The sequence below is a fragment of the Providencia xihuensis genome, assembly GCF_041953405.1.
Classification (GTDB): domain Bacteria; phylum Pseudomonadota; class Gammaproteobacteria; order Enterobacterales; family Enterobacteriaceae; genus Providencia; species Providencia vermicola.
In genome coordinates this window covers 1,430,166-1,443,488 of sequence record NZ_CP169565.1, presented here as the reverse complement: position 1 = coordinate 1,443,488, position 13,323 = coordinate 1,430,166, and the positions used below count along the sequence as shown (strand labels likewise).

The window sequence follows — 13,323 nt, the reverse complement described above, 5'->3', positions numbered from 1 at the left end:
AAAATACGCCTAAGTCAAGCACAAAAAATAGAGCGCCATTTATGCAAAAAGATGAACCGAGCAAATCGACACGCGGTAGACCCAGTGTTCCTGAAGCTGAATTAAAAGAAAAAATTATTCAGGCCACAGCGCAATCTCTCCTTGAGGAAGGTTACTTATCCACCACCATTGATACGGTGGCAAAACGAGCAGGTGTGGCGAAAAAGACTATCTACCGCTTTGTTGATAACCGCGAAACGTTAATTGAGATGGTGATTTTGAGTTGGACAGACAGCTTTGTTCCCCTGTTTGAGCAAGAAGCACAATCAACCGATAACTTTTTTGCCTTGCTTACCCAAAACCTCAATGCAATTGCACAAAAAGTATTGTCTTATGAAGCCGTTGGGCTCTTTCGTTTATTGCAAACCGATTTCAAACAAAAACACATTTTGCTCGATAAATACCAAAAAAGTGGCATCGAACGCAGCCGCCAACTGTTGACGCAGTGGTTAGTTCGCCATAAAGAAAAGCAGCTTATCAAACAAGCGGATTTTGTGGTGCTCAGCGATTTAATCTTATCCATGGCCATCGCCGAACCATTGAGGCAGATTTCCTTAGGGCTCTCCCCTGCGGGGTTAACACCCACAATTGAAGCAAGAACAGAGCAAGTCGTTGCCCTTTGTAAACACGTATTGCACCCATAAAAACTGGCGAATAATATCAAGAAAATGCATTAAGTACATTCCGCAGAAGATAAATCTGCCCTATACTTTAATGAGATGATATTTACAAAATCAATCAAACAACAGTGTGTCACACACTAGGGGTTCCGTATGAAAATATCGATCATTGGTGCGACCGGTTTTGTGGGAAAAGCATTAGTTGCAGAAGCGCTGCGACGCCATCACCAAGTGACTGCCATTTCTCGCCATAGCAACACCCTGCCGCAACATGCTCATTTGATAACAGAATCTGGGGATATTACCGATGTGGCTTGGCTAACGTCTCGCCTTAAAGGCCAAGATGTGGTGATCAGTGCATTTAACGGTGGCTGGCAAAATCCGAACTTGTACCAAGACACGGTTACAGGGAACAACGCCATTTTGCAGGCGGTACAAAAAGCCGCGGTAAAACGCTTTATTGTGGTAGGCGGTGCAGGCAGTTTAAAAATCGCGCCTAATTTGGATTTAATCGACTCCCCTGATTTCCCAGCTGAAATTAAACCTGGCGCACAAGCCATGCGCGAGTTTAAAAGCCAATTGCAAACCATCGATACCCTTGACTGGACTTATGTGTCCCCCGCAGCCATGTTAGAACCTGGTGAACGTACAGAAACGTTCCGTTTGGGTGGTACTGAATTGTTGATGAACGGTAATGTGCCTGCGAAAATTTCGGTCGAAGACTTTGCCGTTGCTGTCCTTGATGAAGTCAATAATGCCCAATTTGTTCGCCAACAATTTACAGCGGCTTATTAATCACAGATAAAAAAGCCGGTAAATAATTTACCGGCAAAATAGATAACAGATTTGGTGCTTATACTCTAAATCATTCGAGTTGCATATAGGCGGCTATCTGAGTGTAGCCAACCCCCATGCAGCACGAAGGATAACGAGCATACAACTTTATTTCACTTTATTCACAACTACTGGTAACAACTTACTGCCCTTTGTGCTTGGCGGCATACACATCACTATTGACCCAATTATGGTCTTTTTCCCATGTGAATAACCACTTACGTGTTGGCCCTGCCATCACATTTAAATAGTAGTTATCGTAGCCTGCCATGGTTGCCATTGGGTGATATCCTTTTGGCACCATAACCACATCTTTGTTATACACCGCCATACACTCGTCTAACTCACGGTCGTCAGTGTAAACACGCTGCATACAGAAACCTTGTGATGGGTTCAATCGGTGATAATAGGTTTCTTCTAAATAAGTTTCATTGGGTTCATTATCGGTATCATGTTTATGGCTTGGGTACGAGCTGGTACACCCTTCATCCGTAAATACTTCCACGACTAATAAACTATCTGCCGCTTTATCGTCTGGTAAAATATTGTGGACATAACGTTTGTTATAACCATGGCCACGTTGCTCAGCACCAATATCATCGGGCCCAATTAAACGGGTTGGATAAGTCCCTTTGCCTTTCGCACTACAAACAGCAAGCTCCAATGCTGTTTCGGCTTTAACTTCTGCAAATTCTTGCGCTGTTACATACACTGCATAGGGTTTTTTACGCTCAAATGGATCCATGCGGTCGCCGATATTTTCAAACGCTTGATTTGGCGTTTTGATCGTCGCCTTACCTGCCACTAAGACTAAACACATTTCATTTTCAGAGGCAGGCAAGGAAATGGATTCACCTTGTTTCAGTTCATACACATCAAAGTGTACATATCCCCAGTTGGCAATCTGCGGCGTGATATGCTGAGTACGCTTATGTGCATCTGGAGCATGGTATTTCGACAATAATTTTGACATAACTTTCCTCTAGCTTTTTCAAGTTGCCTGCTAATACTCGCAACCTGTTTAATGAAATTTTTAACGTTCAGCTTTTCAACCCCCATACGTGAAGTCGTTCAGTCTGTGGCACAAGTATATGAACTGTGTGGTCGAGTGCAGACACCAACACCACGGACTGAATATAAAGCTGAGTTAGATTAAACCAGCCTCTTTAGCCAACTTAGATAAATTATTGTACCCAAGTGTTGCATATGTCAGTGGGTGTGCAATTGCTGGGTCTTGCTCCGCTTCTACCACTAACCAACCATTTTCATATTGGCTATTTTTCAATACTTTGAAAACTTCTGGGTAGTTAACACAGCCATCGCCAGGTACTGTAAAGACCCCTGCCAGTACCGCATCTAAGAAGCTTGTTTTACGGTTTTTCACATCGTTAAGTACGTCAGCACGAACGTCTTTACAATGTACATGGTTAATACGTTTAGCCCAACGTTTCGCCACTTCAACAGGGTCTGCCCCTGCAAACGTTAAGTGACCCGTATCAAGCAATAAACCGACTTCATCACCCGTATATTTCATTAGGTTATCCACATCTTCGGCTGATTCAATCACGGTACCCATATGGTGATGATAGGCAATTTTAACGCCTTGGGATAACGTATATTTCGCAAATTCCGTCAGTTTCTTACCGTATTCTTCCCATTTGTCCGCAGGGAACAGTGGGCGCATATGCACAGGCTTATTTTGATCCCCATGAATACAATGGGTAACCTCAGCGAATACCATCACTTTCGCACCAAGGTCGCGTAGTAGCGCTAAATGGCCTTGGACGGCTTCAATTTCTTCTTCTACACTGCGGGTTAATAGCTCACCCGAATACCAGCCTGAAACTAATTGTAAATCGTGTTGTTTTAAAATTGGCCCTAAAACGTCGGCTTTACGGGGAAATTTATTTCCCAGTTCAAAGCCTGCAAACCCTGCCTGACGGCCTTCTGTCAAACAAGTTTCCAGTGACGTTTCCGCCCCCAGAGTGGGTAAATCATCATTGGTCCATGTTAAAGGGTTGATACCAAGTTGGATTGCCATGATGAAGCTCCTGTGTAGGTAAGAGGGATATTATTTACGCTGACGCCATAGGGCTATCAGGTTTAAATAGTTTGTTTTAATTTTCTGCACTAGCTCGTCATCATTTAGCTCGCCTTTCATCCATTCTAAGGAGGGTTTACCAAACAATGTGCGACCTACTGCGAATCCTTTAACAATTGGTTTTCCTGCTGCGGCATTAAAACCTGCTTGTAGCTCATCTTGCGGTGCATCTAACCCTAATAACACCACGCCGCGGCAATACGGGTCACGCTCTTGAATTAAAGCATCCACCGCATCCCAATTTTCCGCTTTCAGCGGTGGCAGCTTCCACCAATCAGGCTTAATACCTAGGTTATAGAAGCGTTTGATGGCGCGTAAATACAGCTCGTCAGTGCGTTCCATATCTGCAGGTAAAATCACTTCAAGCAATAATTCATGGCCAGATTGGCAACATGCGCTATACACTTCTTGCACCGTTTTTTCTTGTTCTAAACGCAGAGGGTGGTTATCTTCTGGGTGGAAGAACACCAAACATTTCACGATATGCTCTTTCGGCCAGCTAATCAGTTGTGAGCCAATATTGCCATGCTCTAAACATAATGGCCTTGATGCTGGTAATTCGATTGGGCGACCAATCCACCAGCCACGACCTGTCACATCATTGAGTACATCTTGCCCAAAGGTACTGTCACACAGTAAACCAGCTTTACCTTGTAAATTCGCTTCTTGCGACACTTCAAGGCTGGCGCGGAAAATCAGTTTTTTCAGATGAGGGATGCAGGAAATATCTGCTCCAGCAGCACGCGCCATATCCACAAACTGAATACGATGGTCAAATGCCATCACACAAAGTTCATTCCACTGTGTGCTACGTGTGGTGACTCGGTGTAGATGATTTAATATTGGATCAAGATCTGGGCGCGGCACTACGGCAGCTCGCTGAAGATAGTTATCCAACTCAACCTTTGTTGGCATTGCTGGCGCACAGCCGTGGCGTGAAACCACCAGCGCACCACAAGCATTCGCATAGGCACAGGCTTTTTCCCAACCATCACCATTTAGGTAGCCCCGCAGCAAGCCTGACATAAACGCATCTCCCGCACCTAACACATTAAGTACGTCAACTCGAACACCGTGAACCGTAATGCCTTCGTCCAGAGTCTCTGGGATAGCGCCACTGAATACCGAACAACCTAATGAACCGCGTTTACACACTAATTCAGCATCCGTTAGTCTACGGATATTTTTCAGTGCTTGAATGGTGTCGGTTGTTCCCCCTGCAATGTGAAACTCTTCTTCAGTTCCCACAATTAGGTCAAACATCGATAACACATCTTGCAGTTGCTGCGTCACACTTTCTGAGGCAATAAAGCGGGTTTCGCCATCACCCAAAGAGGTTAACCCCCACAACACTGGCCGATAATCGATATCAATCGCAGTCTTCACATTATTGTGCTTCGCATATTCCAACGCTTTCAAAACTGCTGCGCGAGTTTTTGGGTTCGATAAATGCGTACCTGTGATCGCTAAACAACGGGAAGAGGCGATATATTCCTCAGTAAAATCATCTGGCGTAATAGCCATATCCGCACAATTATCACGATAGAAAATCAGCGGAAACGTATCTTGGTCTTTGATCCCTAAGATCACTAATGCCGTTAGTCTGTCTTTATCCGTGATCAAATGGCTCGTATCGCACCCTACGCGTTGCAGTTCCTCACGTAGAAAGCGCCCCATATGTTCATCCCCCACACGGGCTAACATCGATGATTTCAAACCTTGTATTGCTGTACCAAATGCAACGTTACCTGATGAGCCGCCTAAATATTTGGCAAATGTACTCATGTCTTCTAAACGAGAACCTATCTGTTGTCCGTACAGGTCAACGGCAATACGGCCCATACAGATAACATCTAACTTCTTCTGCTTATCCATTAATCACCCCTTAACTACAACAGAATTAATTGATTTCTTTTACTTTGACCCAGCGCTGCTCTTCATAAGAACGCGCGATGGCATCTAAAATACGCGACACTTTCCAACCTTCTTCAAAGTCTGGCCACAGGGCTTTGCCTGTCGCTACACCATCAATTAAATCGCGCACTTCAACTGTTTTTTGATCGTTAAACCCGATTCCATGACCTGCCCCTCCGCAAAATGGCGCATAGTCTGGGTGCTCAGGCCCAACTAAAATTGTTTTGAACCCTTGACGGTTCGATGGCTCATCGTGGCGATATAGTTTTAATTCTGCCATTCGCTCTTGGGTAAATGACAACGTACCTTTGGTGCCCGTCACCACATAGGTCAGCCCCATTTTGCGGCCAGATGCGATGCGGGAAGTCTCGATCACCCCCATGGCACCGCCAGCAAAACGCACCATTGCATGTGCTTGGTCTTCATTTTCTACCGCAACCATCACTGAAGAACCTGCCTTTTCAGGGCGTTCTTTAATGACAATTTCCATATCGCCACACACCGTTTCAATATCGCCCACTAAATATTGCGCCATGTTGATAATGTGAGCGCTAAGATCCCCCAGCGCACCCAGTCCCGCCTTTTCTTTAAAGCAGTGCCAATGAATCGGCGCCGTTGGATCCGCCATATAATCTTCGTTATGGGTGCCGTAGAAATGGATCACTTCCCCGATTTCACCATTTTCGATGATCTCTTTTGCCAATTGCGCCGTTGGGTTCTTCATATAGTTAAACCCCACCAAGGTTTTTACTCCTGCTTTTTCAGCTGCGGCAACCATCTCTTTTGCATCGTGGGAATTAAGGGCTAGTGGCTTTTCGCAATAAACATGTTTGCCATGTTTAATGGCTTCCATCGCCATCTCTTTGTGTAAAAAGTTAGGGGAACAAATATCCACCACATCAATATTTGGATCCGCTACGAGTTTGCGCCAATCATCCGTTGAACGATTAAAGCCCATTTCCTGTGCACGGGTTTGTGCAAGCTCTGGTGTGACTTCCGCAATCATTTCGCGAACTAACGTTCCTTTTAGAGGGAAGACCGTTGATGCTTGTGCATAAGCAATCGCATGAGCGCGCCCAATGTAGCCTGTTCCAATCATACCAATACGGATTTCTTTCATTTGTTCTCTCCCTCGCACATTCTGTATGGCGCAATGGCTGTCCCAATGCTTTATTGAGTACTTTTGATTTGATAATACTGTTATACGGAATATTTATTTCATTTTCAATAAAATTAGAAATATTAATTTCATTATGTGATCTGGCATAGATTTTTCTGTAATTAGCTAATTTATAAAGAATTAAAAGTTCATAGTTTCTATTTAACCAAATAAGCAGAGGGGGAAAGTCAAATAAAAAGACACTAAATGAAATGAAAAATGAAATAAAAGGGGATGTGATTGGTATTGTATGAATTTAAATTACACTTATAGATTAATTGAATCTATAGCTTCATTTAACTCCTGAGTATCATTATTTCTCTTTTACTGTAATGTTCATGGAGGGTAACAATGTTTAAAATTAAAATTCATGAAGATGCATTATTGCAGGAATTAAAAGCTCTGCCAGCCTCATTACAAGGGAAAATGGTTCGCCAGATAAACAAACTATCTGAATTCGGTACCTTACTGAAAGAACCTGATGCTAAAGCTATCACAAATGGTTTTTTTGAACTTAGAGCAAAAGCAGGCAATATCGGTCGGGCGATTTACGTTTATCGCTATGGAAAAAAATCTACATTTTAAAGATTTTTGCTAAAAGTACGGCTAAATTACCATCAGCTATTTTAACTTCAGCAGCAAAGCGACTAGAGGAGATGCTAAACGATGAGTAAAAAATCAATTGCTTGGGAAGATGCTCTGCTGGGCTAATGAGTTCTCAAGTTGCAGCACGATTAGGCATTTCCCCTTCAGCCGTATCGAGAACCGAAAGGCATGCGGAAAAAGCAACAATCGAAACACTCGCTCGCTATGCCGCCGCATGCGGTATAAAAAAACCTAAAATTATGCTGTAAACTCGGAATATTACACCCACCATGTAAGTCAGTATCACCATGGTGGGCGCATTTATGTGCTAAAACATTAACGATGAAGGATACTCAAAAATTCCTCTTTGCTTGAGGTGAGTGATAGCGCATTCGCAATAAATTCATCACTAAAGATCAACGCAATTTCTCTGAGCACATCAATATGCTCCCTTGATTTTGCGATAACACCAATAGCGATGAACATCACATTTGTTCGGTCCCAAATTACCCCATCGGGAAATTGGAAAATCTCTACACCACTGTGCAAAATAATGTCATTCGCCGATTTGGGTAGGTGCGGTAAAGTAATACCATTACCTAAAAAGGTCGAAATTTGCTGCTCTCGCTCTGTTAAAAAGTGGACGCAGTCCCTATCGACATAGCCTTTTCGTTTAAATTCAGCGCCAACCATTTGCAATACTTCGGCTTTATTTCTTGCTTGGCAACCTAAATGCAAGCTTTGTGTGGTTAGTTGTTCAATCATATTCCACCCTATTGTAAATTCATTATGTGCATTCACTAGATGAATGCACTGTAATTACATTGATGACAATTCTTCTTCCAGCTGTTCCAGAGATTTGTTTGATGTTTCAGGCAATAATTTCACCACAAACACAATAGCAAGATAGTTTATCACCGCGAAAATCAAGAATACTGGGCCTAATCCTAGCTCTGCCTGCAATACAGGGAACAGATAACTGACAACCGCGTTCATGATCCACATAAAGAAAACAGAGATCCCCATGGATAGCCCACGAATTTTCAGCGGGAAGAGCTCTGCCAATACCACCCAAGTTAGGAAGCCCATAGTCCCTTGCATTACTCCGACAAACACCGCACCCAACAACCAAATTAAGGTCGCTTTCACATCTCCAGTTAAGAAGTAATCCGTTGCAGCGATTAATAAGTGCAATGAGGCCATCAAGGCAAACCCCCCCACAATCAGGGTTTTACGTTTGAAACGATCAACTAAGAAAAGTACTCCGATAACCATACCACCGACAGAGAATACTCCGTTAAGTACGTTGAAAACTAACGATGTTTGCTCAGAAAAACCGGCTGTTTTTAGGATTTCGGTCCCGTAGTACATAATCACGTTCACACCCGTGGTTTGCTGCAATGCTGCCCACACCATACCGATGAGAACTAACTTTAAAATCCACGGTGTATTGAGGATAAGGGCTAAATTTCGCTTGTTAGCATCTGGATTTTTCTTCGCTTCTGCCGCTTCAACGTCTAACAGCGTCACGATGTCTTCGTACTCTTGTATTGCACGTTTTTCAGGGCGAATTTGCTTTAGAATTTTCAATGCTTCTTCACGGCGATTTTTGCTCATTAACCAACGTGGGCTTTCAGGTGCTTTCCACATACCAAATAATAAGCACAATGCAGGAACAGCTTGAACAAGCAACATATAGCGCCAAACGTCGGGTAAATGTCCCCAAATAGAGCCAATAATGGCATTAATCGCAAATGCTGCTAGTTGACCAATAACAATAGCAACTTCGTTGAGCCCTGTGAGTTTTCCCCGCATTTCTGTCGGGGCCACTTCCGAAATAAAGGTTGGTGCTGTAACAGAGGCACCACCAACAGCAAAACCAAGAATAAACCTTGCCACTAATAAAACTTCGATATTTGGTGCAGCCGCGGATAAAAATGCCCCAAATAAGAATAAAAAGGAAAGGTAAAGTAGGTAAGTTCGTCGCCCCACATAGTCAGCGACACGCCCACCACAAACACTACCGAGCGCTGCGCCCACTAACAGAACGCTCATCACTAAGCCTTCAGTCGTTGGCGTGAGCCCCATATTTTCTTTCAGTGATGAAAATGCACCGTTGATAACACCGGTGTCATACCCGAAAAGTAATCCACCAAAAGTGGCAACCAGTGTAATTTGGTGCAACCTTTTTCGCTGTTGTTCATTGAGATTCATTATTAATGACATATTATTACCTTATTATTTGAATCATTATGTCAGTCAAAAAATACCTTTTCAGTATTTAAGTAAATGCTTTAATTTAAGGTTTAAATAATGAAAATATTTTTTAACACGCTGAATTGAATCACTATTTAATTAACTTCATTATGTTTTCAAACTAGCTCCACAGAGGGAATTAAAATCAATAAATACAACAAGTTAATTAAATAGAGCAAAAATAAGATTGTAAAAATCCCTCAATCTATATCGGAATATAAAAAGTCTGAAGAGTTTTTTATTAAGTATAAAATCCATTGTTTTTATATTTGATTGATGCGTGGACATCATTAAATACATTTAGGATTTTACTGCGGACGAAATTATTTTTCGCCCGCAAATTTGTAATCGAATTTAAAACATGTTCAAAGAAACAAATTACAACTTAACTTCTTTACCTGATTTTAATGACTCAAGTGCTTTATCCGCTAAGTACAGCGCTAACTCACCATCTGTTCCTGTCGTTTCTGATTGCGCGCGACCAGCTAAAATGTCCACGAAATGTTCCCATTCCGCCTTATAAGCTTCATGGTAACGTTGCAAAAAGAAATATTCAGGTTTCGCAGATAATGCCCCTGCTTCACTTAACAATGAAACACTGTTTTCCTTAATGTTCCCTGCGGTTAATAAGCCTTTTTCACCATGTAATTCGATGCGCTGGTCATAGCCATAACCTGAACGGCGGCTATTGGAAATGGTAGCCATCGCTCCTGATGGGAATTTCAATATAATAAATGCGGTATCGATATCACCAGCTTGGCCAATAGCAGGGTCAACGACATTGCTACCCTGAGCAAAAACTGAGCATGGTTCTTCGCCTATCATAAAACGCGCCATATCAAAGTCATGGATAGTCATGTCTCTGAACATGCCGCCAGATACTTTGACATATTCTGCTGGTGGAGGTGACGGGTCACGAGAAGTAATAATTAAAGATTCCGCTTTACCAATTGCGCCTTGTTGGAATAAATTTTTCAGGTGGCGAAACTGTGGGTCGTAACGGCGGTTAAAACCGATAAATAAGGGTACATTATGTTCTTTAACGCTTTTGATACACTGTTTAACACGTTCTAGGTCAAGGTGAACTGGCTTTTCACAGAAAATGACTTTTTTATGTTTAGCAGCAAGTTCGATTAAATCAGCGTGGGTATCTGTCGCAGAAGCAATCAAAACACCGTGAACATTCGGGTCTTGCATCGCTTCTTCTGTCGTTTGCACTTTTGCTTGGTATTTTTCAGCCAAGGCAACCGCGTTGGGTTGATAAGGGTCGATAACAGAATAAAGTGCGGTTTCTTTATGGCCGGCAATATTAACAGCATGAACCTGTCCGATACGTCCTGCGCCGAATAGTGCTATATTGAACATTCAAATGCTCCTTGATACTTTAAATCCACTATTTGGATAGTATGAAATATACCAAACAAAACGTTCATTTCAATTTATAATTTTTTGGAAATTATGTTTTTGGGCTCTAGGTAACAAATGTTACATTAAAGTGGATTTTTAGTGTTATTTAGATCACAAAATAATAATGCAAGCTATCAGCATCTGACAATAAAGTCTGCGCGCTATATCCCTTTTTTATTTCATTGTCTCCTTCATCAACTTACCAAAGTGATATTTTAAAACATTCATTCCATTTTATTTATTTTTAAATTATTAAAACCATAAAAAAACCCAGCAAAAGCTGGGCTAAAATGAAAGTAAGCTAACGCGCACGTTAACCTCAGAGAATATAGAATAAAAAGCAATCCTTGCTAAACTTCCAATAACGACCCTACCTGACGATGTTAACGCTATAGGCATGACACACAGAAGCGCTCCTCGGCGGTTAACAACCGCCGATTCCATTCAATGAGTCACTAGACATTCATTAGTAAAGACGAACGTTGTTCTCAACCATCTGTTTAATATTTTCTGCCGCTGCAACGATTTCTGGTTTCTCAGAGACTTGAGCCGTACCTGTACGCCACCATGCCTCATAGCCATTTGTCATTGTTTTTGGCAATACCTTAATATCAATCAATACACAACCTGAATGTTCTTTAGCACCCTTAAGTGCTTCCAAGAGCTGTGTTTCATCATGTACTCGATAACTTTTACATCCATAACTTTCTGCGTTTTTCGCAAAGTCCACTTTCACTAATGGCCCATCCATTAAGCCTGTTTGTGGGTTTCGATAGCGATTTTCTGTGCCAAAACTGCCCATACCTTGGCTCATCTGTAAGTTATTAATGCAACCAAACCCTGCGTTATCAAACAATAAAATCGTGATTTTAATGTTCTCTTGAATGGCGGTTTGTAACTCACTATGCAACATTAGGTAAGAACCATCGCCAACCATCGCATACACAGGTTGCTTCGGTGCGGCAATTTTAGCACCGACTGCTGCCGCAATTTCATATCCCATGCAGGAATAGCCGTATTCTAAATGGTAGGTATCGCGTTGTTTTGGTAACCAAATACGCTGTAAGTCACCAGGTAATGAGCCCGCTGCTCCCACAATAATGGCGTTATCTTCCAGATGTTGCTGCATCAGCCCCAGTACGCGAGTTTGCGTCAATTCGGTACCTAGAACTTTACAATATTCTTCAAGTTTATCATCGAGATGACCTGCAATTTCAGGAACAAAATCTAACGGCTGGTACTGAATACTAAACAAGCGGTCGAGTTCCGCTTTCCACTGTGATTTCGCCTGTTTAATTTCATCACCCCATTGCCCTTGGTAGCCCGTCACTTTCATTTTAGCATCAAGTGCTTGCAGTCCTTCTCTTGCATCTGCCACCACTTTTAATGCATCCAATTTACTTGCATCAAACTCAGCGACATTAATGTTCAAGAATTCAACTTGGGGATGACTAAATAAAGATTTAGAAGCTGTTGTAAAATCGGTAAATCGGGTGCCGACACCAATAATAAGATCAGCTTCTTTCGCTAATAAATTCGCCGCTAATCCCCCTGTCGTGCCGATCCCCCCCATGTTAAGTGGATGACTCGCAACAATAGCACTTTTCCCTGCTTGGGTTTCACCAAATGGAATGTGGTAATCTTCTGCAAACTGGATAAATGCATCATGTGCTTCAGAATAACGCACCCCTCCACCGCAGATTAACAGTGGCTTTTTCTTACTTTGAATCAGGGCAACCGCCTCTTCAATACTCACCGTTGTTGCAGGGCGCCGCTCGATACGATGAACTCGTTTTTCAAAGAAGTAATCAGGGTAATCCCACGCTTCACCTTGCACATCTTGTGGTAAGCAAATGGTTACCGCCCCTGTATCCGCAGGGTCAGTTAATACCCTCATGGCATTAACCATAGCAGCCATCAATTGTTCTGGCCGTGAAATTCTATCCCAATAGCGGGAAACAGGACGAAAGCAATCGTTGGTGCTGATAGTTCCATCACCGTATTGTTCAACTTGCTGTAAAACAGGGTCTGGCTGACGCGTTGCAAACGTGTCACCAGGTAATAACAACAATGGGATACGGTTTGCCGTGGCGGTCGCAGCAGCGGTGATCATATTCGCTGCACCAGGCCCCACTGAAGAGGTAACCGCAAAAATCTGCTTACGTTTTTTTTGCTTAGCAAAACCTGTCGCAATATGCGCCATGCCTTGCTCGTTACACCCTTGATAAACACGCAGGTGACCAGGCGCCTCTTCAAGCGCCTGACCTAAACCTACAACGTTACCATGGCCAAAAATCGTAAATACTCCCTGAATAAACGGATACTGCTCACCATCGACATCAACATATTGTTGGTTAAGAAACTTTACCAATGCTTGAGCTGTGGTCATTTTCTGCTTATTCATCTGG

12 protein-coding genes are annotated in these 13,323 nt (G+C 42.6%); 4 read left to right on the top strand and 8 right to left on the bottom strand.

Going from position 1 to position 13,323, the window contains the following annotated elements:
- The first annotated feature begins 41 nt into the window (after positions 1-41).
- Together ACE2AL_RS06275 and ACE2AL_RS06270 are read left to right on the top strand one after the other, a co-directional pair.
- A complete protein-coding gene (locus tag ACE2AL_RS06275; RefSeq protein WP_206082744.1) occupies positions 42-683 on the top strand; it encodes a TetR/AcrR family transcriptional regulator in 642 nt (213 codons plus the stop codon).
- A 129-nt stretch (positions 684-812) separates the two neighbouring features.
- Entirely contained in the window at positions 813-1,454 is a 642-nt protein-coding gene (locus ACE2AL_RS06270; protein WP_206082745.1) for an NAD(P)-dependent oxidoreductase, read from the top strand.
- Positions 1,455-1,635: 181 nt separating this feature from the next.
- Here ACE2AL_RS06270 and iolB read toward each other — a convergent pair whose 3' ends face one another.
- From iolB to ACE2AL_RS06250, 4 genes are all read right to left on the bottom strand, one after another.
- On the bottom strand, positions 1,636-2,466 hold the full coding sequence (gene iolB / locus ACE2AL_RS06265; protein WP_272539098.1) for a 5-deoxy-glucuronate isomerase: 831 nt from the start codon (positions 2,464-2,466) through the stop codon (positions 1,636-1,638).
- 174 nt (positions 2,467-2,640) lie between these two features.
- Positions 2,641-3,534: a myo-inosose-2 dehydratase gene (gene iolE, locus ACE2AL_RS06260; RefSeq protein WP_206082747.1), complete on the bottom strand. Its 894-nt coding sequence runs from the start codon at positions 3,532-3,534 to the stop codon at positions 2,641-2,643.
- 30 nt (positions 3,535-3,564) lie between these two features.
- Positions 3,565-5,469 carry a 5-dehydro-2-deoxygluconokinase gene (gene iolC / locus ACE2AL_RS06255; RefSeq protein ID WP_375084157.1) on the bottom strand — a complete coding sequence of 635 codons (1,905 nt, stop codon included), beginning with the start codon at positions 5,467-5,469 and terminating at the stop codon, positions 3,565-3,567.
- 25 nt (positions 5,470-5,494) lie between these two features.
- The gene (locus ACE2AL_RS06250; RefSeq protein ID WP_206082749.1) at positions 5,495-6,628 is read right to left on the bottom strand and encodes a Gfo/Idh/MocA family protein; all 1,134 of its coding nucleotides are present in this window, start codon (positions 6,626-6,628) and stop codon (positions 5,495-5,497) included.
- Positions 6,629-7,018: 390 nt separating this feature from the next.
- Here ACE2AL_RS06250 and ACE2AL_RS06245 point away from each other — a divergent pair, with 390 nt between their 5' ends.
- Both ACE2AL_RS06245 and ACE2AL_RS06240 read left to right on the top strand, forming a co-directional pair.
- The gene (locus ACE2AL_RS06245) at positions 7,019-7,252 is read left to right on the top strand and encodes a type II toxin-antitoxin system RelE/ParE family toxin (protein WP_241016781.1); all 234 of its coding nucleotides are present in this window, start codon (positions 7,019-7,021) and stop codon (positions 7,250-7,252) included.
- A 125-nt stretch (positions 7,253-7,377) separates the two neighbouring features.
- On the top strand, positions 7,378-7,521 hold the full coding sequence (locus ACE2AL_RS06240; protein ID WP_375084156.1) for a helix-turn-helix domain-containing protein: 144 nt from the start codon (positions 7,378-7,380) through the stop codon (positions 7,519-7,521).
- A gap of 67 nt (positions 7,522-7,588) precedes the next feature.
- Here ACE2AL_RS06240 and ACE2AL_RS06235 read toward each other — a convergent pair whose 3' ends face one another.
- The 4 genes from ACE2AL_RS06235 to iolD all read right to left on the bottom strand — a co-directional run bounded on the left by ACE2AL_RS06235 (position 7,589) and on the right by iolD (position 13,319).
- Positions 7,589-8,017: a PTS sugar transporter subunit IIA gene (locus tag ACE2AL_RS06235; RefSeq protein ID WP_206082750.1), complete on the bottom strand. Its 429-nt coding sequence runs from the start codon at positions 8,015-8,017 to the stop codon at positions 7,589-7,591.
- Positions 8,018-8,071: 54 nt separating this feature from the next.
- Positions 8,072-9,478, bottom strand: a complete 1,407-nt coding sequence (locus ACE2AL_RS06230; RefSeq protein ID WP_206082751.1) for a sugar porter family MFS transporter — start codon at positions 9,476-9,478, stop codon at positions 8,072-8,074.
- Between the two features lie 408 nt (positions 9,479-9,886).
- Complete coding sequence (gene iolG / locus ACE2AL_RS06225; RefSeq protein ID WP_206082752.1) at positions 9,887-10,873, bottom strand: inositol 2-dehydrogenase; 987 nt, start codon at positions 10,871-10,873, stop codon at positions 9,887-9,889.
- Between the two features lie 508 nt (positions 10,874-11,381).
- A complete protein-coding gene (iolD, locus tag ACE2AL_RS06220) occupies positions 11,382-13,319 on the bottom strand; it encodes a 3D-(3,5/4)-trihydroxycyclohexane-1,2-dione acylhydrolase (decyclizing) (protein ID WP_375084155.1) in 1,938 nt (645 codons plus the stop codon).
- Between the last annotated feature and the right edge of the window lie 4 nt (positions 13,320-13,323).

Excerpts from the sequence above, each read along its gene's own strand:
- ACE2AL_RS06275 (WP_206082744.1), top strand. The coding sequence starts at position 42 with ATGCAAAAAGATGAACCGAGCAAATCGACACGCGGTAGACCCAGTGTT.
- ACE2AL_RS06270 (WP_206082745.1), top strand. The coding sequence starts at position 813 with ATGAAAATATCGATCATTGGTGCGACCGGTTTTGTGGGAAAAGCATTA.
- iolB (WP_272539098.1), bottom strand. The coding sequence starts at position 2,466 with ATGTCAAAATTATTGTCGAAATACCATGCTCCAGATGCACATAAGCGT.
- iolE (WP_206082747.1), bottom strand. The coding sequence starts at position 3,534 with ATGGCAATCCAACTTGGTATCAACCCTTTAACATGGACCAATGATGAT.
- iolC (WP_375084157.1), bottom strand. The coding sequence starts at position 5,469 with ATGGATAAGCAGAAGAAGTTAGATGTTATCTGTATGGGCCGTATTGCC.
- ACE2AL_RS06250 (WP_206082749.1), bottom strand. The coding sequence starts at position 6,628 with ATGAAAGAAATCCGTATTGGTATGATTGGAACAGGCTACATTGGGCGC.
- ACE2AL_RS06245 (WP_241016781.1), top strand. The coding sequence starts at position 7,019 with ATGTTTAAAATTAAAATTCATGAAGATGCATTATTGCAGGAATTAAAA.
- ACE2AL_RS06240 (WP_375084156.1), top strand. The coding sequence starts at position 7,378 with ATGAGTTCTCAAGTTGCAGCACGATTAGGCATTTCCCCTTCAGCCGTA.
- ACE2AL_RS06235 (WP_206082750.1), bottom strand. The coding sequence starts at position 8,017 with ATGATTGAACAACTAACCACACAAAGCTTGCATTTAGGTTGCCAAGCA.
- ACE2AL_RS06230 (WP_206082751.1), bottom strand. The coding sequence starts at position 9,478 with ATGTCATTAATAATGAATCTCAATGAACAACAGCGAAAAAGGTTGCAC.
- iolG (WP_206082752.1), bottom strand. The coding sequence starts at position 10,873 with ATGTTCAATATAGCACTATTCGGCGCAGGACGTATCGGACAGGTTCAT.
- iolD (WP_375084155.1), bottom strand. The coding sequence starts at position 13,319 with ATGAATAAGCAGAAAATGACCACAGCTCAAGCATTGGTAAAGTTTCTT.